At 37.9% G+C, this 26,077-nt stretch carries 23 protein-coding genes and 1 tRNA gene; 19 read left to right on the forward strand and 5 right to left on the reverse strand.

Features of this window, described 5'->3' with window-relative positions; all coding sequences use genetic code 11:
* The 12 genes from GGR08_RS04860 to GGR08_RS04915 form a co-directional block, all read left to right on the forward strand.
* The coding region (locus GGR08_RS04860; protein WP_484478977.1) for an EF-Tu C-terminal domain-related protein at positions 1 to 104 on the forward strand (104 nt) is incomplete at its 5' end.
* Positions 105 to 152: 48 nt separating this feature from the next.
* A tRNA-Trp gene (locus GGR08_RS04865) sits at positions 153 to 228 on the forward strand.
* Between the two features lie 203 nt (positions 229 to 431).
* On the forward strand, positions 432 to 644 hold the full coding sequence (gene secE / locus GGR08_RS04870; RefSeq protein WP_183194255.1) for a preprotein translocase subunit SecE: 213 nt from the start codon (positions 432 to 434) through the stop codon (positions 642 to 644).
* Positions 645 to 664: 20 nt separating this feature from the next.
* Positions 665 to 1,195, forward strand: coding sequence for a transcription termination/antitermination protein NusG (nusG, locus tag GGR08_RS04875; RefSeq protein WP_183194256.1), 531 nt, complete (start codon positions 665 to 667; stop codon positions 1,193 to 1,195).
* A 148-nt stretch (positions 1,196 to 1,343) separates the two neighbouring features.
* Entirely contained in the window at positions 1,344 to 1,772 is a 429-nt protein-coding gene (gene rplK / locus GGR08_RS04880; protein WP_183194257.1) for a 50S ribosomal protein L11, read from the forward strand.
* A gap of 4 nt (positions 1,773 to 1,776) precedes the next feature.
* On the forward strand, positions 1,777 to 2,481 hold the full coding sequence (gene rplA / locus GGR08_RS04885; RefSeq protein ID WP_183194258.1) for a 50S ribosomal protein L1: 705 nt from the start codon (positions 1,777 to 1,779) through the stop codon (positions 2,479 to 2,481).
* 357 nt (positions 2,482 to 2,838) lie between these two features.
* Positions 2,839 to 3,357: a 50S ribosomal protein L10 gene (rplJ, locus tag GGR08_RS04890; RefSeq protein WP_183194259.1), complete on the forward strand. Its 519-nt coding sequence runs from the start codon at positions 2,839 to 2,841 to the stop codon at positions 3,355 to 3,357.
* Between the two features lie 100 nt (positions 3,358 to 3,457).
* Entirely contained in the window at positions 3,458 to 3,829 is a 372-nt protein-coding gene (gene rplL / locus GGR08_RS04895; protein ID WP_183194260.1) for a 50S ribosomal protein L7/L12, read from the forward strand.
* 287 nt (positions 3,830 to 4,116) lie between these two features.
* Positions 4,117 to 8,265, forward strand: a complete 4,149-nt coding sequence (rpoB, locus tag GGR08_RS04900) for a DNA-directed RNA polymerase subunit beta (RefSeq protein ID WP_183194261.1) — start codon at positions 4,117 to 4,119, stop codon at positions 8,263 to 8,265.
* Positions 8,266 to 8,434: 169 nt separating this feature from the next.
* Positions 8,435 to 12,646, forward strand: coding sequence for a DNA-directed RNA polymerase subunit beta' (gene rpoC / locus GGR08_RS04905; protein WP_183194262.1), 4,212 nt, complete (start codon positions 8,435 to 8,437; stop codon positions 12,644 to 12,646).
* 565 nt (positions 12,647 to 13,211) lie between these two features.
* Positions 13,212 to 13,349, forward strand: a complete 138-nt coding sequence (locus GGR08_RS08280; RefSeq protein ID WP_246350138.1) for a hypothetical protein — start codon at positions 13,212 to 13,214, stop codon at positions 13,347 to 13,349.
* A gap of 450 nt (positions 13,350 to 13,799) precedes the next feature.
* Positions 13,800 to 14,483: a nitroreductase gene (locus GGR08_RS04915; RefSeq protein ID WP_183194263.1), complete on the forward strand. Its 684-nt coding sequence runs from the start codon at positions 13,800 to 13,802 to the stop codon at positions 14,481 to 14,483.
* A gap of 129 nt (positions 14,484 to 14,612) precedes the next feature.
* On the opposite strand, the gene GGR08_RS08530 is transcribed toward GGR08_RS04915, so the two are convergent.
* Entirely contained in the window at positions 14,613 to 14,741 is a 129-nt protein-coding gene (locus GGR08_RS08530; RefSeq protein ID WP_281377815.1) for a hypothetical protein, read from the reverse strand.
* Positions 14,742 to 14,833: 92 nt separating this feature from the next.
* Between GGR08_RS08530 and GGR08_RS04920 the strand changes: the two genes are divergently transcribed.
* Positions 14,834 to 16,225, forward strand: coding sequence for an L-serine ammonia-lyase (locus tag GGR08_RS04920; protein WP_183194264.1), 1,392 nt, complete (start codon positions 14,834 to 14,836; stop codon positions 16,223 to 16,225).
* 1,123 nt (positions 16,226 to 17,348) lie between these two features.
* On the opposite strand, the gene GGR08_RS04925 is transcribed toward GGR08_RS04920, so the two are convergent.
* Both GGR08_RS04925 and GGR08_RS04930 read right to left on the reverse strand, forming a co-directional pair.
* Positions 17,349 to 17,627: a hypothetical protein gene (locus tag GGR08_RS04925; RefSeq protein ID WP_183194265.1), complete on the reverse strand. Its 279-nt coding sequence runs from the start codon at positions 17,625 to 17,627 to the stop codon at positions 17,349 to 17,351.
* Between the two features lie 32 nt (positions 17,628 to 17,659).
* A complete protein-coding gene (locus GGR08_RS04930; RefSeq protein ID WP_183194266.1) occupies positions 17,660 to 19,009 on the reverse strand; it encodes an SPOR domain-containing protein in 1,350 nt (449 codons plus the stop codon).
* Between the two features lie 118 nt (positions 19,010 to 19,127).
* Here GGR08_RS04930 and GGR08_RS04935 point away from each other — a divergent pair, with 118 nt between their 5' ends.
* Genes GGR08_RS04935 through clpA form a run of 3 tightly spaced genes read left to right on the forward strand, consistent with a single transcriptional unit; the run spans position 19,128 to position 21,966 of the window.
* Positions 19,128 to 19,289 carry a hypothetical protein gene (locus tag GGR08_RS04935; RefSeq protein ID WP_183194267.1) on the forward strand — a complete coding sequence of 54 codons (162 nt, stop codon included), beginning with the start codon at positions 19,128 to 19,130 and terminating at the stop codon, positions 19,287 to 19,289.
* Entirely contained in the window at positions 19,243 to 19,614 is a 372-nt protein-coding gene (clpS, locus tag GGR08_RS04940; protein ID WP_183194268.1) for an ATP-dependent Clp protease adapter ClpS, read from the forward strand. The genes GGR08_RS04935 and clpS overlap by 47 nt, the downstream gene beginning before the upstream one ends.
* A 6-nt stretch (positions 19,615 to 19,620) precedes the next feature.
* A complete protein-coding gene (gene clpA / locus GGR08_RS04945) occupies positions 19,621 to 21,966 on the forward strand; it encodes an ATP-dependent Clp protease ATP-binding subunit ClpA (RefSeq protein ID WP_183194269.1) in 2,346 nt (781 codons plus the stop codon).
* A 12-nt stretch (positions 21,967 to 21,978) separates the two neighbouring features.
* Here the strand turns inward: clpA and GGR08_RS04950 are convergent, their stop codons facing one another.
* Together GGR08_RS04950 and GGR08_RS04955 are read right to left on the reverse strand one after the other, a co-directional pair.
* Positions 21,979 to 22,401 carry an HIT family protein gene (locus GGR08_RS04950; protein ID WP_183194270.1) on the reverse strand — a complete coding sequence of 141 codons (423 nt, stop codon included), beginning with the start codon at positions 22,399 to 22,401 and terminating at the stop codon, positions 21,979 to 21,981.
* A gap of 136 nt (positions 22,402 to 22,537) precedes the next feature.
* Positions 22,538 to 22,999 carry a RidA family protein gene (locus tag GGR08_RS04955; RefSeq protein ID WP_183194271.1) on the reverse strand — a complete coding sequence of 154 codons (462 nt, stop codon included), beginning with the start codon at positions 22,997 to 22,999 and terminating at the stop codon, positions 22,538 to 22,540.
* A gap of 148 nt (positions 23,000 to 23,147) precedes the next feature.
* On the opposite strand from GGR08_RS04955, the gene GGR08_RS04960 reads away from it, so the two are divergent.
* The 3 genes from GGR08_RS04960 (at position 23,148) to tsf (ending at position 25,954) form a co-directional block, all read left to right on the forward strand.
* Positions 23,148 to 23,984: a cell envelope integrity EipB family protein gene (locus tag GGR08_RS04960; protein WP_183194272.1), complete on the forward strand. Its 837-nt coding sequence runs from the start codon at positions 23,148 to 23,150 to the stop codon at positions 23,982 to 23,984.
* Between the two features lie 167 nt (positions 23,985 to 24,151).
* Complete coding sequence (gene rpsB / locus GGR08_RS04965; protein WP_183194273.1) at positions 24,152 to 24,928, forward strand: 30S ribosomal protein S2; 777 nt, start codon at positions 24,152 to 24,154, stop codon at positions 24,926 to 24,928.
* Between the two features lie 102 nt (positions 24,929 to 25,030).
* Positions 25,031 to 25,954 (forward strand): translation elongation factor Ts, encoded by a 924-nt coding sequence (gene tsf, locus GGR08_RS04970; protein ID WP_183194274.1) that lies wholly within the window; start codon positions 25,031 to 25,033, stop codon positions 25,952 to 25,954.
* The last annotated feature ends 123 nt before the right edge of the window (positions 25,955 to 26,077 follow it).

Genomic DNA, 26,077 nt, shown 5'->3' on the forward strand with positions numbered 1-26,077 from the left:
TTTCGTTGATCGTTCCAATAGCAATGGAAGAGAAACTTCGTTTTGCTATTCGTGAAGGTGGTCGTACTGTTGGTGCCGGTATCGTTTCTGAAATCATTGAATAAATAATATTTGTTGAGGGGATTTTAGAAGTGCTTTAGTTTTGAGAGTTTAGGGGTATAGCTCAGTTGGTAGAGCGGCGGTCTCCAAAACCGTAGGTCGCGGGTTCAAGTCCTGCTGCCCCTGCCAAAGGGGAATAGGATTTTAGATATGGGGTAGTGTTTTTTTACCGCCTTTTCTTCTTTTTTTTATATGGGGCTTGTTTTTTTGTGTATGAAACGGTATTGAATAGGAAGTAAGGAGATTGCAATTAAGTCTGGAAGTTGGTTTTTGCGTTTTTTCTTGTTTATTTTGTTGTATAAGAGCACAATAGGGCTAGAGAGAGTATAGTGATGGGATCTAGAACCAATCCGATTACCTTTTTGAAGCAGGTTTATGCAGAAACAGTCAAAGTGAAATGGCCTACACGTCGTGAGACGGTTGTTTCTACTGCTATGGTTTTATTAGTAACTGCATTGGCTTCAGCTTTCTTTTTTATTGTGGATCAGGTTATGCATTTTGGCGTTTGGCGAGTTATTGATCTTCTGAAATATCTTTTTAGTTGAGAATGTAAGGAAATGTAACTGTGGCGGCTCGTTGGTATATTGTTCAGGCATATTCAAACTTTGAAAAGAAAGTGGCGGAGGCTATTGATAAGGAGGCAAAGCAAAAAGGACTTGATCATCTATTTGAAAAAATTTTTGTCCCAACAGAACGTGTCGTAGAAATTCGCCGTGGACGTAAAGTTGATACTGAGCGAAAATTTTTTCCTGGTTATGTTCTTGTTTGTGCTGAATTAACAGATGAAGTTTATCATCTTATTAAGAATACTCCTAAGGTGACAGGTTTTTTAGGATCGGATGCGCGTCCTGTTCCCATTTCTGATCGAGAGGTTGAGAAAATTTTCAAACAAGTTCAGGAGGGAGTTGAATCTCCAAAGTCTTCTGTATTATTTGAGATTGGGGAGCAGGTCCGCGTTGCTGATGGTCCATTCGTTTCATTTAATGGAATAGTTCAAGAAGTTGAAGAGGAACGTTCTCGTCTTAAGGTTGAAGTGCTTATTTTTGGGCGTCCTACGCCTGTTGATTTAGAATTTGGTCAGGTTGAAAAAATTTAATTAAGCATTAGAGTAGTTTTAATTACTTTAAGTAAGGAGGAGAGGTGATTTATAGCTTTTGTTGGCTGAATGATCCGAACCGTGTGGCTGCAGCGAATACAGGCAGAATAAATTGTCAGTATATCAGTGAAATTGAAGGCAGATTGTTATGGCGAAAAAAAGTATAGGTCAGCTCAAGTTGCAGGTTGCTGCAGGAGCTGCTACTCCATCTCCACCAATTGGTCCAGCTCTTGGACAACGTGGGATTAATATCATGGAATTTTGTAAGGCGTTTAATGCAGCTACACAGGAAATGGAAAAGGGAGCTCCAATACCAGTTGTTATTACGTATTACCAAGATAAGTCTTTCACATTTTCTCTCAAGACTCCTCCTGTATCCTTCTTTTTAAAGAAGGAGGCAAAGTTGAAATCTGGCTCAAAAGAGCCTGGTAAGATGTCTGTGGGGAGCATTTCTCGCGATAAGATTCGTGCAATTGCGGAATCAAAGATGAAAGATCTTAATGCAAATGACATTGAAGCAGCAATGCGTATGGTTGAAGGTTCTGCTCGCTCGATGGGTTTGGAAGTGGTAGGCTAATATTATGGCAAAAGTAGCAAAGAGAATAAAAAATATCCAAAAAGGTATTAATTTTAGTGAACTTTACGCTTTAAAGGATGCCATTTTGATGGTTCAAGAGCGTGCAGTTGCCAAGTTTGATGAAACGATTGAGATTTCAATGAACTTGGGTGTTGATCCTCGTCATGCCGATCAAATGGTTCGAGGTGTTGCTCATCTACCTAATGGAACGGGACGAAATATCCGTGTTGCCGTTTTTGCTCGTGGGGATAAGGCTGAAGAGGCTAGGACGGCGGGAGCTGATATTGTTGGGGGAGAGGATTTGTTTGAAAACATTAGTGGTGGGGCAATTGATTTTGATCGTTGTATCGCAACACCAGACATGATGCCCCTTGTTGGTCGTCTTGGTAAGATTCTTGGGCCACGAAGTTTGATGCCAAATCCAAAAGTTGGTACTGTAACACTTGATATTGCTGGTGCTGTCAAAGCTTCTAAAGGTGGTGCTGTTGAGTTTCGCGCTGAAAAAGCTGGTATTGTGCATGCTGGTATTGGTAAGGCTTCTTTTGGCGTTGAAAAAATCGTCGAAAATATAAAAGCTTTTGCGAGTGCAGTTATTAAAGCCAAACCACAAGGTGCAAAAGGTGAATATATTAAGCGCGTTGTTGTTTCTTCAACTATGGGGGTTGGTGTTAAAGTTGATCCAACAACGGTTCGTTCAGAGTCAGTGTAAGCTGATTTATAATTTTTATTTTGGGGTGCGTGAAAATCAGAATTGTATTTTAAATGCTGATTTTTATTGGCATTTGACTATCTAAGTTTTATAGGGTTTAAGTTATACCGGGAGAAATTCCGGAATATCCTGTCCGAGATTGTGGGTGATACTCTTAGGTATCTTAATCAAAAAAACCTACATGAGACTGGAGTAAAAACTGAGAGTTAAAGACTTAAAGGGTTTGAGCCAGGGTTGCCTTTTAGCGCTGTGCGTGAAAAAGGGGACAGGATCCTCATCGGTAACATAAAGTATTTTATGTTATCAAAGGTAACCAACGGATTTGTTTTAGGCAAATCTGTTAAATGGAGAAAGACAGTGAATAGAGCGGAAAAACGCGAATTTGTTACATGGCTGAACGAGGCTTTTCAGAAGTCTGGTTCTGTTGTTGTTGCACATTATTCCGGTCTGACAGTTTCACAGATGAATGATCTACGTTCGAAAATGAGTGAAGCTGGCGGTGCCGTTAAGGTCGCCAAAAACCGTCTTGCTAAAATTGCTCTTCAGGGCACGGAATCTGAATCAATAGTAAATTTGTTTACTGGACAAACGCTTATTGCTTATTCAGAAGATCCAATCACGGCACCAAAAGTTGCTGTTGATTTTGCAAAAAGCAATGACAAATTTGTTATCCTTGGTGGTTCAATGGGGGCAACAAGTTTAAATGTAGATGCTGTGAAGTCATTGGCTTCATTGCCTTCATTAAACGAGTTGCGGGCAAAACTTGTAGGCATGATTTCTACCCCAGCGACCCATATTGCACAGGTTATTAATGCGCCTGCTGGTCAGGTTGCACGTGTCATTGGAGCATATGCTCAGGAGGATAAGGCGGCTTGAGGCTGTTTGTATTCATGGTGATGGAAGAGCTTTAATGCTTTTCTATTTTTTGAATAAGTTTTAATAGTGGTTTAAATCTTTTAATTGAAGGAATTGAAAAATGGCTGATCTAGAGAAGATCGTAGAAGACCTTTCTAATCTAACCCTTTTGGAAGCAGCTGAGCTTTCTAAGTTACTTGAAGAGAAGTGGGGGGTTTCGGCTGCTGCTCCTGTAGCTGTAGCTGCTGTTGCTGGTACTGCTGCCCCAGCTGCTGAAGAAAAAACAGAATTTGATGTTATTCTTGTTGAAGGTGGCGCGCAGAAAATTAATGTTATTAAGGAAGTTCGCGCTCTTACAGGACTTGGTCTTAAAGAAGCTAAAGATCTGGTTGAAGGAGCACCTAAGCCCATTAAAGAAGGTACTTCTAAAGAAGAAGCAGAGAAAATTAAATCTCAGCTTGAAGCTGCTGGTGCTAAAGTTGAACTTAAGTAAATTTAATTTTATCGGTGGACATGCATGTTTGCCGATTTTTTTCTCTTAATAAAGAAGGAAAATAATGAGTAAAAACTCTTTTCTCAACGGTTTGGGAATAGTATTGGGTATAGGTTAAATTTCTCATCCTCTCATCATAGAGCCGAATAGATCAATGGCTTATGTTTTTGGGGGGGGTAGCGATGCTCTTTATCGGGTATCAAGTGAGCTGGTCTGCGTAATGCAGATTAATGATATAAAGCTTTCAAGGTTGGTTTGCCTTGAAGAGTAAGAATCAAGGAGCGACGATGGCTCAGACTCTCGCAATGATGTCTCAATTTAATGGTCGTAAGCGAGTACGCAAATTTTTTGGTAAGATTCCTGAGGTTGCAGAAATGCCGAATCTTATTGAGGTTCAAAAAGCGTCATATGATCAGTTTCTCATGGTTGAGGAACCGAAAGGTGGACGACCAGATGAAGGTTTGCAGGCTGTTTTTAAATCGGTATTTCCTATTTCTGATTTCTCTGGTACAGCTATGCTTGAGTTTGTTGGTTATGAATTTGATTTACCGAAATTTGATGTTGAAGAATGCCGTCAACGTGATTTAACTTATGCTGCTCCCTTAAAGGTTATATTGCGTTTAATTGTTTTTGATATTGATGAGGATACCGGTTCTAAAGATATCAAAGATATTAAAGAGCAAGGCGTTTATATGGGCGATATGCCTTTGATGACAATGAATGGTACCTTTATTGTTAATGGTACTGAGCGTGTTATTGTTTCTCAGATGCACCGTTCTCCAGGTGTCTTTTTTGACCATGATAAGGGGAAGTCGCATTCATCGGGAAAGCTTCTTTTTGCTGCTCGTGTTATTCCGTATCGTGGTTCTTGGCTTGATATTGAATTTGATGCTAAAGATATTATTTATGCGCGGATTGATCGACGGCGCAAGATTCCTGTTACCAGTCTTTTGATGGCATTAGGTATGGATGCGTCGGATATTTTATCGACGTTTTATGAAAAAGTGACTTATGAGCGTGATGGACAAGGATGGCGTGTTCCTTATTCTGTTGATCGTTTTAAAGGCATGAAGCTTAGTTCTGATCTTATAGATGCAGATAGTGGTGAAGTTGTTGCGGAAGCTGGTAAAAAGCTAACAGTTCGGGCTGCGAAGTCTTTAGCAGAAAAAGGACTCAAGGCGGTTAAAGTTAATGAAGATGATTTATTAGGTTGTTATCTGGCAGAGGATATAGTCAATTACGAAACAGGTGAGATTTACCTTGAAGCTGGTGATGAAATTGACGAAAAAGTATTAAAAATTTTGCTTGATGTTAGTGCTGACCAAATCAATATACTTGATATTGATCATATGAATATTGGAGCATATATCCGCAATACTTTAAAGGTGGATAAAAATGAAAGTCGGCAAGATGCGTTGTTTGATATTTACCGAGTAATGCGTCCAGGAGAGCCCCCAACAATTGATACAGCAGAAGCAATGTTTCATTCATTGTTTTTTGATTCAGAGCGTTATGATCTTTCAGCTGTTGGGCGTGTTAAGATGAATTTGCGTATGGATCTTGATTGTCCAGATACAGTCCGCATTTTACGTCAAGAGGACATTCTTGCTGTTGTTAAGATGTTGGTTGAATTACGTGATGGTCGTGGTGAAATTGATGATATTGATAATCTTGGCAATCGTCGCGTTCGTTCCGTTGGGGAACTGATGGAAAATCAATATCGCATAGGTCTCCTTCGTATGGAGCGTGCTATAAAAGAGCGTATGTCATCAGTTGAAATTGATACAGTTATGCCGCAGGATTTGATTAATGCAAAGCCTGCTGCAGCAGCGGTTCGAGAGTTTTTTGGGTCTTCTCAGTTGTCGCAGTTTATGGATCAAACCAATCCCTTGTCAGAAATTACCCATAAACGCCGTCTTTCTGCTCTCGGTCCCGGTGGATTGACTCGTGAACGAGCGGGATTTGAGGTTCGTGACGTGCATCCTACGCATTATGGTCGTATTTGTCCGATTGAAACACCAGAAGGTCCCAATATCGGTCTCATTAACTCCTTAGCAACATTTGCGCGGGTTAATAAATATGGCTTTATTGAAAGTCCATATCGAAAAATTATTGATGGTAAAGTCACAAAAGAAGTTATTTATCTTTCTGCGATGGAAGAAGCGAAGCATTATGTAGCTCAAGCTAATTCTTCATTAGACAGTGAAGGTCGCTTTATAGAAGAGTTTGTTGTTTGCCGTCATGCTGGTGAAGTTTTAATGGCGCCGCGCGATTATGTTGATTTGATGGATGTTTCACCAAAACAGTTGGTTTCAGTTGCAGCAGCGCTTATTCCGTTTTTAGAAAATGATGATGCGAATCGCGCGCTGATGGGATCAAATATGCAGCGTCAAGCAGTTCCTCTTGTCCGGGCGGAAGCGCCATTTGTTGGTACGGGGATGGAATCCGTTGTAGCACGAGATTCAGGAGCTGCTGTAAGTGCAAAGCGGAGTGGTATTGTTGATCAAGTTGATGCTACCCGTATTGTCATCCGTGCAACAGAAGACTTAGATCCTTCAAAATCAGGCGTTGATATTTACCGCTTGCAAAAATTTCAGCGTTCCAATCAGTCTACTTGTATTAATCAGCGTCCTCTTGTGCATGTCGGTGATAGGGTAGAGAAGGGTGATATCATTGCAGATGGTCCATCCACGGATCTTGGTGATTTAGCTCTTGGGCGGAATGTTCTTGTAGCCTTTATGCCTTGGAATGGGTACAATTACGAAGATTCTATTTTGTTATCTGAGCGTATTGTTGCTGATGATGTCTTCACTTCGATTCATATAGAGGAATTTGAAGTTGCAGCACGTGATACAAAACTTGGTCCGGAAGAAATTACGCGTGATATTCCGAATGTTGCGGAAGAAGCGTTAAGAAATCTTGATGAAGCTGGAATTGTTTATATTGGTGCTGAAGTTCAACCAGGTGATATTTTAGTTGGGAAGATTACACCAAAGGGTGAAAGTCCCATGACGCCGGAAGAAAAGCTTTTGCGTGCAATTTTTGGGGAAAAGGCATCTGATGTTCGTGATACTTCTATGCGTATGCCTCCTGGAACTTTTGGTACTGTTGTTGAAGTTCGAGTTTTTAATCGCCATGGTGTGGAAAAAGATGAACGAGCTATGGCAATAGAGCGTGAGGAAATTGAACGTTTAGCAAAAGACCGTGATGATGAACAGTCAATTCTTGATCGCAATGTTTATACGCGACTTACTGATATGTTGACAGGTAAAATCGCTGTGGAAGGTCCGAAAGGCTTTTCGGGTAGTAAAAAGCTTGATAGTACGGTAATGGAGCATTATCCACGATCTCAGTGGTGGCAATTTGCTGTTGAAGATGAAAAGCTTCAAAATGAAATTGAAGCTTTGCGCAAACAATACGATGAATCAAAAGAAGCATTACAACGTCGCTTTATGGATAAAGTTGAAAAAGTCCAAAGAGGTGATGAAATGCCTCCTGGTGTTATGAAAATGGTGAAGGTTTTTGTTGCTGTGAAGCGCAAGATCCAACCAGGTGATAAGATGGCAGGACGTCACGGGAATAAGGGTGTTGTCTCGCGTATTCTTCCTGTAGAAGATATGCCATTTCTTGAAGATGGAACTCATGCTGATATTGTTCTGAATCCGCTTGGTGTGCCTAGTCGTATAAATGTTGGACAAATTCTTGAGACGCACCTTGGTTGGGCATGTGCAGGGATGGGTAAGAAGATTGGTGATTTGTTAGAACTATATCAAGAGACTGGTGATATACTTCCTTTGCGTCAGCGTATTGAAAATTTTATGCCTGATGATAACCATAATGAACCAGTTCGTCAGTATGATAATGAAAGCCTTTACAAATTAGCATTGCAGATGAAGAAAGGGGTTTCAATTGCCACGCCTGTTTTTGATGGAGCACATGAGTCTGATATTAACGTTATGCTGGAAGATGCAGGCTTAGATAGTTCAGGGCAGGTAACGCTTTATGATGGTCGTACTGGGGAGCCTTTTGATCGTCCTGTAACGGTGGGATATATTTATATGTTGAAATTGCATCACCTTGTTGATGATAAGATTCATGCGCGTTCTATTGGGCCATATTCACTTGTTACCCAGCAGCCGTTAGGGGGTAAAGCACAGTTTGGTGGTCAACGTTTTGGTGAAATGGAGGTTTGGGCACTTGAAGCTTATGGTGCTGCATACACTTTGCAGGAAATGCTAACAGTAAAATCAGATGATGTAGCTGGTCGGACGAAAGTTTATGAAGCGATTGTACGTGGTGATGACACATTTGAGGCAGGGATACCTGAAAGCTTTAATGTGTTGGTGAAAGAAATGCGTTCGCTCGCTCTTAATGTAGAGCTTGATGATGCGCGTGAGCTTATTGCACGACGCGTATTGTCTGATACAGCAGAATAATAATTCGAAAGAGCGCATTAAAAAGGTTGCATTCTGATTATTTTAAGAGACTCAATAATCTATTAAGGTAATCTAGGTCATTTTTTAAAGTAAATGTGTTTAAAAGAAGATCTGTTATAAATAAATGAGATATTACAATAGGTTCTAAGAATCTTTGAAGGAGAACAGCATGAACCACGAGGTCATGAATCTTTTCAATCCTCAAACTCCAGCGCAGACGTTTGACTCTATTCGTATTTCCATTGCGAGTCCTGAGAAAATTTTGTCTTGGTCGTATGGTGAGATTAAGAAGCCTGAGACTATTAATTATCGGACTTTTAAACCAGAGCGTGATGGTCTTTTTTGTGCGCGTATATTTGGTCCTATTAAGGACTATGAATGTCTATGCGGAAAATATAAACGCATGAAGTATAAGGGCATTATTTGTGAAAAATGTGGTGTAGAGGTTACTCTTTCGCGCGTGCGTCGTGAGCGTATGGGACATATTGAACTTGCTGCACCTGTTGCGCATATATGGTTTCTTAAATCATTACCAGGTCGTATTTCTACACTTTTAGATTTGACTTTAAAAGATATTGAGCGGGTTCTTTATTTTGAGAATTATATTGTAACCGAACCGGGATTGACATCTCTTAAGATTCATCAACTTCTTTCTGAAGAAGAATATATGCTTGCTATTGATGAGTTTGGAGAAGATCAGTTTACAGCTATGATTGGCGCTGAGGCTATTTACGAACTTTTAGCTGGTATGGAGTTAGATAAAATCGCTAATGATTTGCGTCTCGAATTAGCTGAAACAACTTCAGAGTTAAAGCAGAAAAAATTGATTAAACGACTCAAGATTGTTGAGAATTTTCTTGAATCTGGAAATAAACCAGAGTGGATGATTATGAAAACAATTCCGGTTATTCCACCGGATTTACGCCCATTGGTTCCACTTGATGGTGGGCGTTTTGCGACATCAGATCTGAATGATCTTTATCGACGTGTTATAAATCGTAATAATCGCTTGAAAAGGCTAATTGAGTTGCGCGCTCCTGGAATTATCGTACGCAATGAAAAGCGTATGGTGCAAGAAGCTGTTGATGCATTGTTTGATAATGGACGGCGTGGGCGTGTGATTACTGGAGCTAATAAACGTCCATTAAAATCTCTTTCAGATATGTTAAAGGGTAAGCAAGGACGTTTTCGTCAAAATTTACTTGGAAAGCGTGTTGACTATTCGGGACGTTCTGTGATCGTGACAGGTCCTGAATTAAAATTACATCAATGTGGTCTTCCTAAAAAAATGGCGCTTGAATTATTTAAGCCATTTATTTACGCTCGGCTTGATGCGAAGGGTTATTCCTCAACTGTAAAACAAGCAAAAAAGCTAGTTGAGAAGGAGCATCCAGAAGTTTGGGATATTTTAGATGAGGTCATTCGTGAACATCCTGTTTTGCTCAATCGTGCACCAACATTGCACCGTTTGGGGATTCAGGCTTTTGAGCCTATCTTAATTGAAGGGAAAGCTATCCAACTTCATCCACTGGTGTGTACTGCTTTTAATGCAGATTTTGATGGGGATCAGATGGCGGTGCACGTTCCGCTTTCTCTTGAAGCACAGCTTGAAGCCCGTGTTTTAATGATGTCGACCAATAATATTCTTCATCCAGCCAATGGTGCGCCTATTATTGTTCCATCTCAAGATATGGTTCTTGGTCTTTATTATCTTTCGATCGTTTCTGAAAAAGAACCAGGAGAAGGAATGGCTTTTTCTGATATAGGTGAGCTTCATTATGCTTTGGAAAATAAGGTTGTAACGCTTCATACGAAGATTAAAGGCCGTGTTAAGGGTATCGATAGGGATGGAAAAGAAGTTGCTAAACTTTATGATACAACGCCTGGCCGTTTAATTATCGGTGAGCTTTTGCCAAGAAATCCAGATATTTCATTTGATATTGTCAATCAAGAAATGACAAAAAAGAATATTTCTAAAATGATTGATCATGTTTATCGGCACTGTGGACAAAAAGAGACAGTTATTTTTTGTGACCGTATTATGCAGCTTGGCTTTTCTTATGCTTGTCGTGCAGGAATTTCGTTCGGTAAGGATGATATGGTTATTCCTGACAGCAAGTCGCGTTTAGTTGCAGAAACAGAAGCTTTGGCTAAGGAGTATGAACAGCAATATAATGATGGTTTAATTACACAAGGTGAAAAATATAATAAGGTTGTAGATGCTTGGGGTAAATGTACAGATCGCGTTGCGGATGAAATGATGAAACGTATTCAAGCTGTTGATTTTGATCCCAAAACAGGTCGTCAACGGCCAATGAATTCGATCTATATGATGTCGCACTCTGGTGCTCGTGGTTCTGCTAATCAGATGAGACAATTGGCCGGTATGCGTGGATTAATGGCAAAACCATCGGGTGAAATTATTGAGACCCCCATTATTTCCAATTTTAAAGAAGGTCTAACTGTTAATGAATACTTTAATTCTACTCATGGTGCACGTAAAGGACTTGCTGATACTGCGTTAAAAACTGCTAACTCTGGTTATTTAACGCGACGTCTTGTTGATGTTGCTCAGGATGCTATTATTTCAGCAGTTGATTGTGGTACAGCAAAAGGTCTTACCATGCAACCAATTGTTGATGCAGGACAAATTGTTGCATCTCTTGGGCAAAGAATTCTTGGTCGTACAGCACTTGTTGATATTTTACATCCTATCTCTGGAGAGGTTATTCTGGAAGGTGGAGCGATGATTGAGGAGGCTGATGTTGCGAAGATTGAAGAAGCCGGAATTCAATCAGTTCAAATTCGTTCTGCTTTAACATGTGAAACACGCCTTGGTGTTTGTGCGAAATGCTATGGTCGTGATTTAGCGCGTGGAACACCTGTTAATCAGGGAGAAGCCGTTGGTGTTATTGCTGCTCAGTCAATTGGTGAGCCGGGAACACAGCTTACTATGCGTACTTTCCATTTAGGAGGAACTGCGCAGGTTGTTGATTCATCGTATTTAGAAGCATCTTATGAAGGTACGGTGGAGATTCGTAATCGTAATGTGGTTCGCAACTCTGAAGGCCATTTGGTTGTTATGGGGCGTAATATGGCTATCCTTATCAAGGATGAATTAGGAAAAGAGCGCGTTGTGCATCGTGTTAGTTATGGTGCGCATATTTTTGTTGATGATGGTGATGTAGTTAAACGTGGCCAGCGTATAGCAGAATGGGATCCTTATACACGTCCAATTTTAACGGAAGTTGAGGGTTATGTAGGTTTTGAAGATATGGTTGATGGTTTATCTGTCACTGAAACAGCTGATGAATCGACGGGGATTACGAAGCGTTTGGTGATTGATTGGCGTGCTAATCCACGTGGTGTAGATCTCAAACCAGCCATTATTATCCAAGCAAATAAAGAGGGTGGCCCTATTGCTAAATTGTATAAGGGAGGTGAAGCTCGTTACATGATGTCAGTGGACACCATTCTTTCTGTTGAGCTTGGTGCTCATGTTAGGGCTGGTGATGTTATTGCTCGTTTACCAATGGAAAGTGCTAAGACAAAAGATATTACAGGTGGTCTTCCCCGTGTAGCTGAGCTTTTTGAAGCGCGTCGTCCAAAGGATCATGCGATTATTGCTGAAGTAAGTGGTACAATTCGGTTTGGCCGTGGTTATAAGAATAAACGTCGTATTATTATCGAACCACATGATGATACTCTTGAGGCAGTAGAATATTTAATTCCAAAAGGTAAGTTATTTCATTTCCAAGAAGGGGATCAAATTGAAAAGGGAGATTATATCCTTGATGGTAATCCAGCACCTCATGATATTTTAGCGATTAAGGGTGTAGAAGCTTTGGCATCTTATCTTGTTAATGAGATTCAGGAGGTTTATCGTTTGCAAGGAGTTCTTATTAATGACAAGCACATTGAAGTGATTGTTCGTCAAATGTTGCAAAAAGTTGAAATTACTGAATCTGGAGATTCTGGTTATATTCCAGGTGATAACGTTGATCGTATTGAACTTGATGAAATTAATGATAATTTGATTGCAGAAGGGAAGAAACCAGCAGCAGGTAATCCCATTCTTCTTGGGATTACAAAAGCGTCTCTTCAAACTCCTTCTTTCATTTCAGCAGCATCGTTTCAGGAAACAACACGTGTTCTTACTGAGGCAGCGGTTTCTGGTAAAATTGATACTTTGCAAGGACTTAAAGAGAACGTTATTGTCGGTCGTCTTATTCCAGCAGGGACTGGTGGTATAATTTCTCAAATCCGTCGTATTGCTGCAGTTCGTGATGATTTGATTGTAGATGAGCAACGTAAGTCTAATGATAACGAAGTGACGAAGGCTATGTTGACAAATATGACCACAGAAGTAATTACTAAATAATTTAAATATAACATCACATAATATAAAAACGTCCGAATAAAAAGTTCAGACGTTTTTATATCTTGAAATGCAGAAATTGCATATTTTTCTGAAGAGAAAAATGATAAAAATTATAAAGCAATAATCGTTTCAGATATATTTAGTAGGTTTATTATTTGGTAATGATGTTTATCTTTTTTGTTTCTTCATTTTCGAAGTTTTCTTATTTCTGAAGGCAGTAATAGGTAATGGAAAGTTTTCTCAAGATATGAGAAGCTTAAAGGCCACTTTTCAAGGAAAAGAGTCGATTATATACAAGTGAAATAACGACTAATTTCGAATTTAGGAAAATTTCAATTGATATGTTTTATAAAGATTTAACAGGTCTGATAATGGATGATTAGCAATCTTTCCTTTAATCTAAAAAAATAATTGATTTTTTTATGACCAATATTTGTATGGTAGAAGTATATTTCTTTATATTTTAGAATATGGGAAAATAAAAAGTAGAGGATTTACTAAGTGTTTATAGAAAATAGATATATTTTTTATAAACATATGGTCTATAAAGACAGAATGATGAAATGTGCGAATATTATTTAATTGGGGACTTGAACGCGAGTTTTCAATAACAGCGTGGATTTTGCGTTATTGTGGAGCAGAGGAATTTCTTATCCTTTTCCAGTGTGGAGAGATGCAGCTTTATATACAAACGGATCGTTAAAGTTAAAAACAAATATTGCGTGTTAAAAGAGTTAAATTTTTATTTTCTGAAACATTTGATATGTTGGCTGTTTGATAAACTGTCTAATCATGAGAAAAGACTTAAGAAATTAATTGCAGCAATTAATAAAAAACGATCTAATTTAAAGAGAATATGCAGCGTGATATTGATGATCTTCTATAAGATTTAGAATGAATTGAGGAGATTTTTTTGAGAATTTAGCGAAATTAGGGGGATAATCGCTGATTATGAAATTTATTTTATCTGCTTTTAAATAGTTTCCTTTCTATTAAAAGAGATAGGTATTTCTAATGAGATTCTTTAACACTGCGTGAAATGAGTATAAGCCATTTGAAGCAATAAAGCGCAATAAAAAAAGAAGCAAAAATATTCCCGTCATATATTATCTTTGATAAGTAAGAAATATTTTTCATAGAGAAAGAAAAGACAATGGCAGTTTCTCCTATTAGTGTTTTTCAATCTATTTTATCGCGAAAGTCAATTCGTGCTTTTACGGATCAGCCAGTTAGGTTGGAAACAATCAAAGAAATCTTAAAACTTGCAGCACGTGCACCATCTGGAACAAATGTTCAGCCATGGCAAGTGATTGTGCTTACGGGAAGTGTATTACAGAAAGTAGGACAAGAGCTTTCGCAACTTGTGCTTTCAGGTGTAAAAGGAGAGCGTGAATATAATTATTATCCACGTCAGTGGCGAGAGCCTTATATTTCAAGGCGCCAAAAAGTTGGTTTAGAACTTTATCAGAGTCTTGGAATTAAAAAAGGAGATAAAGAAAAAATGCTTCATCAAAAGGCGCGAAATTTTTTGTTTTTTGATGCACCTGTAGGGCTCTTGTTTACAATGGATCACGACATGGAAATGGGGAGTTGGCTTGATTTGGGTATGTTTATGCAGACCATTATGTTAGCAGCACGTGGATTTGGATTAGATACTTGTCCCCAAGCAGCTTTTGCTGATTATCATAAACAGCTACGTATGCTTTTGTCTGTACCTTCTGATCGCCATATTATTTGCGGTATGGCACTTGGTTATCGCGATATGAGTGCTCCAGAAAACAATTTTGAGACAGAACGAGAACCCTTAGAAAACTTTGTACGTTTCATTGAAGCGTAGCCATAAAATATTTTATATAATTAAGCATATGCTTTAAAGAGTTTTGTGCATTATAAAAAATATTCTCGATAAGGATCTTTCATTCTTCTTGAATTTTGATATTGCATATTAAAACTTATTTTACTACATTTAAAACGTTAAGAGAGTGGTGACTCTAGGGGGCATTGTCCGTTGTGAAGGTTGGCTAATGGAAAGCACTATAGAAAGAGAGTGTTGGGTGGTAGCAAGACGAGCAACACTCGTATTTATTACTGTCATTTTTTTAGTTTATCTCACAATTTGATTTTATAATGGGACAAATGTGATGGAAAAGCGTATGCTCAAACTATCCTGGAGTTTTGAGGTGATGCGTGTTTTTATCTGTTTTTGAACTTTTTAAAATTGGTATTGGTCCTTCTAGTTCACATACGATGGGGCCAATGACAGCTGCTAATATGTTTTTGCAAAAGATACGAGATTTTTCTCAGTTATCTGATATTCGAATTTCTCGTATACGTGTTTATCTTTATGGTTCTTTAGCTTTCACGGGTATCGGTCATGCGACAGATAAGGCTATCATATTAGGACTTTTAGGAGAAAAAGCTTCTACTATTGATCCTGATAGCGTGGGATTCCTGTTAGAAAAGGTTATACGTGAAAGAAAAGTGCAACCAGAAGGCCACCCCACTTATCAGTTTGATTTGCAACATGATCTTATTTTTGAACGAAAGGAAATTCTACCTGGACATACAAATGGACTAGCATTTGAAGGACTTGATACTGATGGAAGTATTCTTTTGCGGCAGATTTATTATTCTATCGGTGGTGGTTTTGTTGTAACTGAAGATGAATTAAACTATATGAATGGCAATATAGAATCAGAAGTGTTTGAGGTGCCATATCCATTTGATTCTGCTCGTACAATGTTATCCATGGCAGAAAAATCAGGACTTTCAATTGCTGAAATGAAGCGCTTAAATGAAGAAATAAAGATGGAGCGGTTTTCTCTTGAGGTAGGACTTGATGAAATTTTTTCAGCTATGACAAATTGCATTGATAGAGGTCTTTCGCAAGAAGGTGAGTTGCCTGGTGGATTGTATGTACCAAGACGTGCTAAAAAGTTGTATGAGACGCTTTTAGAAAATCAAAGGAAAAATTGCAATTATTCACTTTGGGCAAATGATTGGCTTTCGGTATATGCTATAGCCGTTAATGAGGAAAATGCAGCAGGTGGCCGTGTTGTTACAGCACCAACAAATGGGGCAGCTGGTGTTGTTCCAGCTGTTTTACGTTATTATCTTCAGTTTAATGATGATTCAGATCGAAAGGGAATACATAATTTTCTATTAACAGCAGCAGCTATTGGCGGTATTATCAAACATAATGCTTCTATTTCTGGTGCAGAGGTTGGGTGTCAAGGTGAAGTTGGAACGGCATCCTCAATGGCTGCAGCGGGGTTGACTGCGGCATTAGGTGGAACGCCGGCTCAAATTGAAAATGCAGCGGAAATAGCGCTTGAGCATCACTTGGGAATGACGTGTGATCCTGTTGCAGGTCTTGTACAAGTTCCTTGTATTGAGCGTAATGCAATGGGGGCTGTTAAGGCGGTAACGGCTTCTTCTCTTGCATTACATGGGAATGGAAATCATTTTGTGTCTCTTGATGCATGTATCGAAACAATGCGCCAGACTGGTCATGATATGAGTGAACGCTATAAAGAAACAAGTAAAGGTGGCCTCGCAGTTAATGTGATATCTTGTTAAGGCTGGACATTTTTTAATCCATAACTTATTTATTAAGAGAGGGATCGCATTATTATTTCTGATAAAGTTTATTTTTTTATTACTTTAAATCAAAATTTAAATTTAATTCAGCAATATATTTGAAATAAATTTGAGGACAGCTTCAATGCTTTCTAGTGGGTAAGAGCTTTTGCATGTGAGATTGGAGAAAGGCTATTGCTTATATTTGTTTGGTTTAATTTTGAAATGAAAAGAATAGTCTAATTTGAAAGTAAAAAAGTATAAAGTAAAATTCGTAGCCAATCTGCCACTATTTTTTTGCTGGGTTTTATGATTTTAAAAGTTTCCGTAGCAATATCTTTTAAGTAATAGAAAATTATGCCTTGGTATCCAAAGAAAATTTATTTTAAGTTTGAATGATTATGATGAAATATGAGAGAGCTTTAAAGATTTTGATTTTTTAGAATCGTAGGTATTTTGGGTAGCTGATGTGTCGAAAAAATGTTTTGAAAAGAAACTCTAAAAAGAAATATCTCGCGATCTTAAATTTATTTCATGATGATGCATATAAATAATATAAGGTTTCCATGAATAGTATAAAATCTATTGAGAATTAACAGTTTTATTTATAAAGAGAGCAAAATTAGCACTATCGTTCTTTTATCAGCTTTCAATGTTATAATTAAAAGTTCTTAGCAACTAAGACTCTTTATAAAAGGTGTTTTTATGTTTTTTGGTCAATAGTATTTGTATTTTAAAATTACTTTGTATATCGAAATTCTAAAAGTTTAGGAGATTTGTACAGCATTTATGTTCAAAGATAAATTTATGCGTTATTAAGAGGAATTTCCTTTATTGAATTTTCGCGATAATTCCTAAAAAGATGAATTTTCATCTAGTGGAGATATTCTTCTTATGAAAGGTATCAAGGATAATTTTTGATGTTACATCAAAAAGCAAAAAAGCATTTGGCATTTTTTATATTCTAAAAAATAGTTTAATTGAAGGTATCTATTGGCATAGTTAGAAAATTCGTCAAAATCATTTCTACAACTTAAGAAAGAAGTATGTTTATCGAAGTTTTTAAAGACCGCAGATAATGGTGCGATAATAAAATAATTCCTTTTAGCGATAGTTTGTAGAATTAAATATTTGTTGCTCCTAAACGGATTTTAATAGGCACATTCCCAGTTTGACTCGCAACGCGCAAATGTATGCGTACAGGAGGCATTATGAGACGACGATTGCGCATTGTTTGACAGATAAGAAGATTAACAAGAGATTGTGTATCTAATGCAGTTGAATTATATTTCAAACCAGTAAGCTTTGCAGCAACGTTGTGAAGAGAACGTAATGAAAGGAGAGATGATTGCTTCAATAAAATCTCCTTTTCATGAAATGAAGCAAAAGCATTATCTTTCATAAATACTATCCTAACACAGAATTTGGAAATTTTTAGTATGCTACAGTATAGCAGTTAAAATTTGCTTTCTTTAATGTAGAACAAGCATCAAATGCAGCTTTTTTTGATTGAAATCCTGTAAATCGTGCTCGGTAATAATGCTGTCCATTTTTTTCAAACAGTTGCATGTGGGAATATGCGTGTTTTAAAGTAGAAAAAGCTTTATTTTTTGCTTTTAAAAGCAGAGTTTTTGCTTGTTCCTTACTAGGAAGAGAACCAATTTGGATAGCCCACCCGGTATTTGTCGAAAAAGAGGCAGTTACAATTTTATTGGCTTCAACCAGCATAGCTTTTTGAGGATTAGGAATTGGTATAATTATCTTATTTACAGCAGTTATTGCGATATTGGAATTTTTAGGCTGTTCTGCAAATGCTGTCAACATAGTTGAAATTTCCTCATCAAAATTACTTGAATCAGCTTTAGTGGTTGGTATAGGAGTATTCGGGCCAGTAGGTAAGTGATATTGTACAGAGGCCATTAAATATTTATCATTTTTCATTTGGCTTGCTTTTGGCAAATATTGATTTAATAAGCTAGCCATATGTTCGTCACGTGCAGTAGATGATTTTCCTCCCATAACAACTGCAACAATAGAGCGTCCCTCAAGATGCATCGAAGTTGCTAAATTAGAACCTGACATTTGTGTGTATCCTGTTTTAATTCCATCAACACCTTTCATTATTTTCACGAGGTTGTTATGGCTGTTAATTGTATGTCCACGGAAATTAAAACTCTTTATTTTGAACAATTTATATTGTTTTGGAAAATGTTTACGTAAGGCTAATGATAAAGTGGCTATATCTCGTGCTGTGGAATAATTATGCACATCCGGAAGTCCTGAAGCATTTGCGAAATGTGTATGTTTCATGCCAAGTTTACGAGCTTTTGCTGTCATCATTTGAGCAAATTTTTTCTCACTACCTCCAAGATACTCTGCAATAGCAGTAGCAACATCATTTGCGGATTTTGTAATGAGTGCTTTAGCTGCTTCTTCTGCTGAAATCGTTTGTCCTGCTTTAAATCCAATTTTTGTCGGTGGACGCATTGCTGCATAATGTGAAATAGGGATTGGTGTATTTGGTGTCACACGACGTATCTGCATAGCTTCAAAGAGTAGGTATAATGTCATCATTTTTGTTAAAGAAGCAGGGTAACGTTTCAGTGTTGCATTGGCTTGAAATAGAGTTTTGCCTGTAGTGGCATCTATAACAATAGCAGCATATTTATCAGGATAGGCCCCCTGAGGTGTAGCTTCTGCCCAACAGTGAGAAAAAGCTAACATAACAAAAGAAATTACTATTTTTTTATAACAACGCATAATTTTTTGATAGTTAGTATACACTTGCAGGATCCTATCTCTCCATTTACTCTGAAAAAATTTCTATAAAGCCTTCTTTTTTATAACTTGTTTATGCAGTTTAGATGAATGATATTACTAATTTGTTTACAGAAGTTATTTTATGAGTGACTTAAATCTTACCAAAGGAGGAAAGTTTTTTCTTATACAAACAGGTATTGCAATAGTTATGAAAGAACTTAAAATTAATAAAAAACGTGCTGCATGGAATAAAGGTAATGGAACAGATGCTCATAATAAACTCTATACTGCATCTTATACATAATGAAAAGGGCAAGAATTGGGATGCAGGTAGGTATGGTGCGGTTATAATACCGAAAGCTAGAGAAAAACTCCAAAAGCCTAAATTATATAGGGTTCTTTTACTCAATGATGATTATACACCTATGAATTTTGTTGTTTTCGTTTTGAAGATTTTTTTTAAAAAAAGTTTCGAAGAAGCAACGCAGATTATGTTACATGTTCATCACAATGGGATAGGTGAATGTGGAACTTATACTTATGAAGTTGCTGAAATGAAAATAGTACAAGTGAGGGAGTGCGCACGTCAAAATGAACACCCGTTACAATGTGTAATGGAATGGAAGTGAGGAATTATGCCATCTTTTACACCTAGTCTTGAAGAGGTTTTGCATCGTGCTTTGACTATTGCTACTCAAGCACGGCATGAATATGCAACATTAGAGCATCTTCTACTTGCGCTGTTAGATGATGCTGATGCGAATTCCGTCATTCAGGCATGCCAGGTAGATGTGGAGGAATTGCGAAAACGCTTAACCGATTATCTTCAGTCAGAGTTAGATGAACAGATTAGAGCTGATGAGGATACAAAGCCTACAACTTTTTTCCAGCGTGTCATTCAGCGTGCTGTGATACATGCTCAATCTGCTGGCAAAAATGAAGTATCGGGAGCAAATGTTCTTGTTGCAATTTTTTCTGAACGTGAAAGCTATGCCGCATATTTCCTTCAAGAAATGGGAATGACACGCTATGATGCTGTACGGTTTATTTCACATGGGATTACACGTGATGATGGGTTATCCATGTTACTTGAAGGGCTTGAAGAGCAATTAGATCAGCAGATTTCGGCCAATGGTGAAAGGCTGCCAAGTGCTTTAACGAATTATTGTGTTGATCTCAATTGTAAAGCACGGAGTGGAAAGATTGATTTATTAATTGGCCGTGAAATGGAAATTTCACGTATGATCCAGATTTTATGTCGAAGGGTGAAAAACAATCCGCTTTTGGTTGGTGATCCTGGTGTAGGGAAAACCGCTATAATTGAGGGATTGGCAAAGCGCATTGTTGATGGGCAAGTGCCTGAAGTTTTATCAAATGCAACAATATTTTCTCTTGATATGGGGGAGATTATTGCTGGTACGCGTTATCGCGGTGATTTTGAAGAACGATTAAAGCAAGTTATTAAAGAACTTGAGTTGTATCCAGATGCTATTTTATTTATTGATGAAATTCATATCTTAGTGGGAGCAGGGGCGACATTAGGGGGAAATATGGATGCAGCAAATCTTTTAAAACCTGCATTATCTTCCGGAACTATGCGATGTATTGGTTCTACAACTTACAGAGAATATCGCAAATTCTTTGAGCAAGATCGTGCTTTAGAGCGCCGTTTTCAGAAGCTTGATGTTCATGAACCTTCTGTTACTGATGCGATTAAGATTTTGCAGGGGCTGAAATCTTGCTTTGAAGATTTTCATCAGATTAGATATACAGATCAGGCAGTGAAGGCATCCGTAGAATTATCTTCGCGCTATATGGTTGATCGTAGATTACCCGATAAAGCAATTGATATTATTGATGAAAGTGGCGCAGCTCAAAAGCTTTTGCCACAAAAACAGCGCAAAAAGAGTATAGGCGTTAAAGAAATTGAAGCAACTATTGCTACAATTGCAAGGATTCCACCAAAAACAGTTTCTCGGAATGATCAGAAGATACTGAGTAAGCTTGAAAGAGAGCTCAAACATGTTGTTTATGGGCAAGATCAGGCAATTTCCGTATTGGTGTCATCAATTAAATTGGCGCGAGCAGGTTTACGCGAATCAGAGAAACCCATAGGAAGTTATTTATTTTCAGGGCCAACAGGTGTCGGAAAAACTGAAGTTGCAAAACAGCTTGCATCATCTTTAGGCATTGAACTATTACGTTTTGATATGTCAGAATATATGGAACGGCATGCGGTAGCGCGCTTAATCGGAGCGCCTCCAGGTTATGTAGGGTTTGATCAAGGAGGTCTTCTTACAGACGCAGTTGATCAGAAACCTCACGCGATCCTCTTGCTAGATGAGATTGAGAAAGCACATCCAGAATTATTTAATATTTTATTGCAGGTAATGGATTATGGTAGATTAACAGACCATAACGGCAAAAAAATTGATTTTCGCAATATTATTTTGATTATGACAACCAATGCTGGTGCTTCAGATATGGCAAAATCAGCTATTGGATTTGGAAAAATACAACGTGATGGTGAGGATATAGAAGCAATTAATCAGTTATTTACACCAGAATTCCGGAATCGGTTAGATGCAATTATTCCATTTGCACCTTTATCCCATTTAATCATCAATCAAATAGCGCAGAAATTTATTTTTCAGCTTGAAGCACAATTAGCTGATCGGGGGATTTGTTTTGAGTTAAGCCCTGCTGCAACTTTATGGCTTTCCAATAAAGGATATGATTCTCAGATGGGGGCACGCCCATTAGCGCGGATTATACAAGAATATATTAAAAAACCATTAGCTGATGAAATTTTATTTGGAAAGTTACGTAATGGTGGCATTGTTCGCATATTGACACAAAAATCAAATGGCGAAAAAGAAAAACTGCAGTTAAAAATTTTATCTTCCGATATATCTGTTGGTTTAAAGAAAAACAAAATACAAAATTCTACAAAAAAAGTGTGGGAAAGAAAAGCACAATAACTTAAGAGCATGTTACAAAGCTGCACGGATTTTTTTTGCATTTTCTTCAAGTATTTCTGTCGGCGTTATCACGTTATTATGGGAAGTGAGTTCTATTCCTTCCATCCGTGGTATAATATGGAAATGGAGATGATAAACGGTTTGTTGACTAGCTGCTTCATTAAATTGCAGGACAGTTATGCCATCTGCTTGAAAAGCTTTTTTGATGGCATTTGCGATTTTTTGAACAGCTTTAATGACAGGAAATAATGTTTCAGTATCTGCATCAAGTAAGTTTCTAGAACCTTTTTTAGGAATGACTAACGTATGACCCGGTGCTTGTGGCATGATATCCATGAATCCAATCACATCATCATCTTCGTAGACACGAACAGAAGGGATTTCATTGCGAATCAATTTAGCAAAAATATTGTTATTGTCGTAAGTTTGTTTCATCAAATATTTCCTTTTCTTGTAGTTTTAAAATTTTAATTTCAAACCAGAAAAATGCAAGCCTTATAAGAGTTTAAAACAAAGAAGTATTTTGACTTTAGTGTTTATTTAGTGTAGTGAGCTGTCTTTAAATAAAGATTTAGATTTCTATAACGGCTTCAACTTCTACAGGAGCATCCATAGGAAGAGAGGCGACACCAATGGCAGAACGGGCGTGCTTTCCAATTTCACCAAAAATCTTAACAAATAAATCAGAGGCTCCATTGGCAATAAGAGGGATATCGGTAAAATGAGAATCTACAGCCACAAAAACAGTAATTTTTACTACGCGTTTTATTCTATTTAAGTCACCTAGAGTTGCCTTGAGTTGAGCGAGAATATTGAGAGCGCAAGCTTCAGATGCTTTTTTGGCTTGTTCAGGATTCACAGCTGCACCAACTTTACCAATGGTTATTAGTTTTCCATTAATAAGAGGGAGCTGCCCAGAAATAAAGAGTTGATTGCCACTTTGTGAAATGGTGATGTAATTGGCGAGAGGAATTGTTGCTTCAGGAATAGCGATTCCGAATTTTTCGAGTTTTTTTTCAATCACATTGGTCATAATTTAAACTCCATAGCTGTTCTATGATGCTTTTTTCGTTACATAACCTATTTTTTGATTTAAGAAAATGTGTGGTTAATTAAGAAATCAGTCTTTTTTGCCTTATTGTATGATGTTATGCAACGGGGGTAAGGTTTGGAAGTTGGGAATGATTAGATCATTATTTATAATAATTTCATATATTGTTTTTTTATGCACTGCGAGAGCTGAAGAGCCTGTTTTTATTGTACCTCATCGAGCAATTTATGATTTTCGTCTCGATAATGTTTCTCATGAAATAACGGTTTCTGGGATGTCAGGGCGAATGGTTTATGAGCTTACTGGTTCGGCGTGCCAAGGCTATAGAACGCGTTTTCGTTTCATTAGTCGTATTCACATTGAAGGTATGCCGGTACGTTTAACAGATCAACAGACGACAAGTTATGAAACAGGGGACAGTCGTACATTCCGTTTTAATATTACAGATCAAGAAGGAGAAGAGGTTACGTATCACGCCGAGGGGGTTGCTAAGCGTACCCAAGATGGTATTACAGTTATATTAAAAAAACCAAAGGAAAAAGAATATAAGCTTGCAATGGCTGAGTTTCCAATAATGCAACTAAAAAATATTATCCGCCATGCAAAAGCAGGAAATCATTTTTACAATGTTACTGTATTTGATGGGACAAATAAAGCAAATAAAGTTATAAAAGAAAGTATCGTCATAGGAAAAAAGAAGGCGCTTTTATCTGATAGCGAAACAGAAAAAATGAGAAAATTGGATGAAGAAGAGTATTGGCCCGTTACAATCTCTTATTTTGATGATGGGGAGAATAAGGATGGTTTGCCGATTTATCGCAGCAGTTTTCTTTTACACGAGAATGGTGTTATGCGTGATCTTCATCTTGATTATGGAACTTTTTCAGTGCGTGCAAAATTGAACAGTCTCGAATTCTTGGAACTTGGAAAAGATTTTGATCAATGTGAAAATGCAAATATTAAATGATTAAAGAAAATGACTTGAAAAAGAATCAAATATTAGTATGTTCGTCTTAATTTCACACGCGGAGTTTGGGTGTTTGTAAATAATCTGTAAAAGGAGTCTAGCAAGCATCCGCCGGTAGTGGGTTTCCCTGCTTTTTCCGCGGAGGTTGAACCGGAAAGGATAAGATTATGGCACTACCCGATTTTACTATGCATCAGCTTTTAGAAGCAGGTGTGCATTTTGGTCACCAGACTCATCGCTGGAATCCAAAAATGGCTCCCTATATTTATGGTCAACGGAATAATATCCATATTATTGATCTCGCTCAGACTGTTCCACTTTTACACCAAGCACTTAAACTTGTTTCAGATACCGTTGCGCGTGGTGGTCGTATTCTCTTTGTTGGTACGAAACGGCAAGCATCTGATATTATCGCTGATGCGGCGAATCGTTCCGCCCAATATTACGTTAATGCGCGTTGGCTTGGCGGTATGCTTACAAACTGGAAAACAATTTCCAATTCGATACATCGTTTGCGTAAGATTGACAAAATTCTTGCTGCTGAAGCGCAAGGCTTTACCAAAAAAGAACGTTTAAATTTGGAACGTGATCGTGAAAAACTTGATCGTGCGCTTGGTGGTATTAAAGATATGGGATCTGTTCCAGATCTTATGTTTGTTATCGATACAAATAAAGAAAATATTGCCCTCCAAGAAGCAAAACGTTTGGGTATTCCTGTAATTGCTATTATTGATACCAATTGTGATCCTGATGATGTGACATATCCAATACCAGGTAATGATGATGCTTCACGTGCAATTTCCCTTTATTGTGATCTTTTTGCTCGTGCTGCCCTTGATGGTATTGCACGCCAACAAGGTGCAATGGGTGTTGATTTAGGAGCTCAAGCTGATGTGCCTGTGGAGCCTATTTTGGAAAATGCGATTTTAGCAGTTTCTGAGTAATATAAAACGCTTAATTAAGGTACTTTTGTTTTCTAAAGAAGAGATTATAGACGTGCAGAGGAAATTCGCACGCTTTCACTGTTACAGAATAAAGAGGCAAATATGAGTATTACTGCTGCACAAGTAAAAGAACTTCGAGAACTATCTGGCGCTGGTATGATGGATTGTAAAGCTGCTCTAGCAGAAACTAATGGTGATATGGAAGCTGCTGTTGATTGGCTTCGCAAAAAAGGGATCGCTAAAGCAGATAAAAAGGCGGGTCGTACAGCAGCTGAAGGATTAATTGGAGTTGCATCAAAAGATTCCAATGCAGTTTTGGTTGAGATTAATTCTGAAACAGATTTTGTTGCACGCAATGATGGTTTCCAAGAAATTGTGCGCAATGTAGCAACTGCTGCCTTAGATACGCCAGGTGATGTTGAATCTGTTTCTGTTTCTCTTTATCCTGATTCTGAGAAGACTGTAGAGCTTACAATCAAAGATGCAATTGGTACAATTGGCGAAAATATAATATTTCGTCGTTCTGCTAAATTATCTGTGGAGAATGGTGTCGTTGCGTCTTATATACACAATAGTGTGGCTGAAGGTCTTGGTAAGCTTGGTGTTTTGGTTGCAATTGAAACAACAGGAGATAAAGAAGCCGCTCTTGTTTTTGGTCGGCAAATTGCGATGCATATTGCGGCAAGCAATCCATTAGCGCTTATCGCACAAGATGTTGATGCTGCTACTGTTGAACGTGAAAAAGCGATTTTTTCAGATCAAGCACGGCAATCTGGAAAGCCTGAAAATATCATTAAAAAAATGGTAGAAGGGCGTATGCGGAAGTTTTTTGAAGAGGTTGTTTTGCTTTCTCAAGCTTTTGTTATGAATCCTGATATAACTGTTGAGGCAGCTTTAAAGGATGCTGAGAAATCAATTGGTGCTCCCGCAAAAATTACAGGATTTATACGTTTTGTACTAGGTGAAGGTGTGGAAAAAGGAGATTCTAATTTTGCCGCAGAGGTTGCGACTGTTGCAAAAGGCTAGTTATTGCAAATTCTTGATCAGAGATTTAAAATTATATCGTTGATTGTAAAATCTCTGAGGGAAACAGTATAATTGTTGAGAGGGCGTCATGTAAAAAGTGATGCCCTTCGTGGTGTAAAAAGA

The organism is Bartonella fuyuanensis, assembly GCF_014197255.1.
GTDB classification, from domain to species: Bacteria; Pseudomonadota; Alphaproteobacteria; order Rhizobiales; family Rhizobiaceae; genus Bartonella; species Bartonella fuyuanensis.

Coding starts and splice junctions, on each gene's coding strand:
- secE (WP_183194255.1), top strand. CDS start 432: ATGGGATCTAGAACCAATCCGATTACCTTTTTGAAGCAGGTTTATGCA.
- rplK (WP_183194257.1), top strand. CDS start 1,344: ATGGCGAAAAAAAGTATAGGTCAGCTCAAGTTGCAGGTTGCTGCAGGA.
- rplA (WP_183194258.1), top strand. CDS start 1,777: ATGGCAAAAGTAGCAAAGAGAATAAAAAATATCCAAAAAGGTATTAAT.
- rplL (WP_183194260.1), top strand. CDS start 3,458: ATGGCTGATCTAGAGAAGATCGTAGAAGACCTTTCTAATCTAACCCTT.
- rpoB (WP_183194261.1), top strand. CDS start 4,117: ATGGCTCAGACTCTCGCAATGATGTCTCAATTTAATGGTCGTAAGCGA.
- rpoC (WP_183194262.1), top strand. CDS start 8,435: ATGAACCACGAGGTCATGAATCTTTTCAATCCTCAAACTCCAGCGCAG.
- GGR08_RS04915 (WP_183194263.1), top strand. CDS start 13,800: ATGGCAGTTTCTCCTATTAGTGTTTTTCAATCTATTTTATCGCGAAAG.
- GGR08_RS08530 (WP_281377815.1), bottom strand. CDS start 14,741: ATGACAGTAATAAATACGAGTGTTGCTCGTCTTGCTACCACCCAACAC.
- GGR08_RS04925 (WP_183194265.1), bottom strand. CDS start 17,627: ATGAAAGATAATGCTTTTGCTTCATTTCATGAAAAGGAGATTTTATTG.
- GGR08_RS04935 (WP_183194267.1), top strand. CDS start 19,128: ATGAGTGACTTAAATCTTACCAAAGGAGGAAAGTTTTTTCTTATACAA.
- clpS (WP_183194268.1), top strand. CDS start 19,243: ATGGAACAGATGCTCATAATAAACTCTATACTGCATCTTATACATAAT.
- clpA (WP_183194269.1), top strand. CDS start 19,621: ATGCCATCTTTTACACCTAGTCTTGAAGAGGTTTTGCATCGTGCTTTG.
- GGR08_RS04950 (WP_183194270.1), bottom strand. CDS start 22,401: ATGAAACAAACTTACGACAATAACAATATTTTTGCTAAATTGATTCGC.
- GGR08_RS04955 (WP_183194271.1), bottom strand. CDS start 22,999: ATGACCAATGTGATTGAAAAAAAACTCGAAAAATTCGGAATCGCTATT.
- GGR08_RS04960 (WP_183194272.1), top strand. CDS start 23,148: ATGATTAGATCATTATTTATAATAATTTCATATATTGTTTTTTTATGC.
- rpsB (WP_183194273.1), top strand. CDS start 24,152: ATGGCACTACCCGATTTTACTATGCATCAGCTTTTAGAAGCAGGTGTG.
- tsf (WP_183194274.1), top strand. CDS start 25,031: ATGAGTATTACTGCTGCACAAGTAAAAGAACTTCGAGAACTATCTGGC.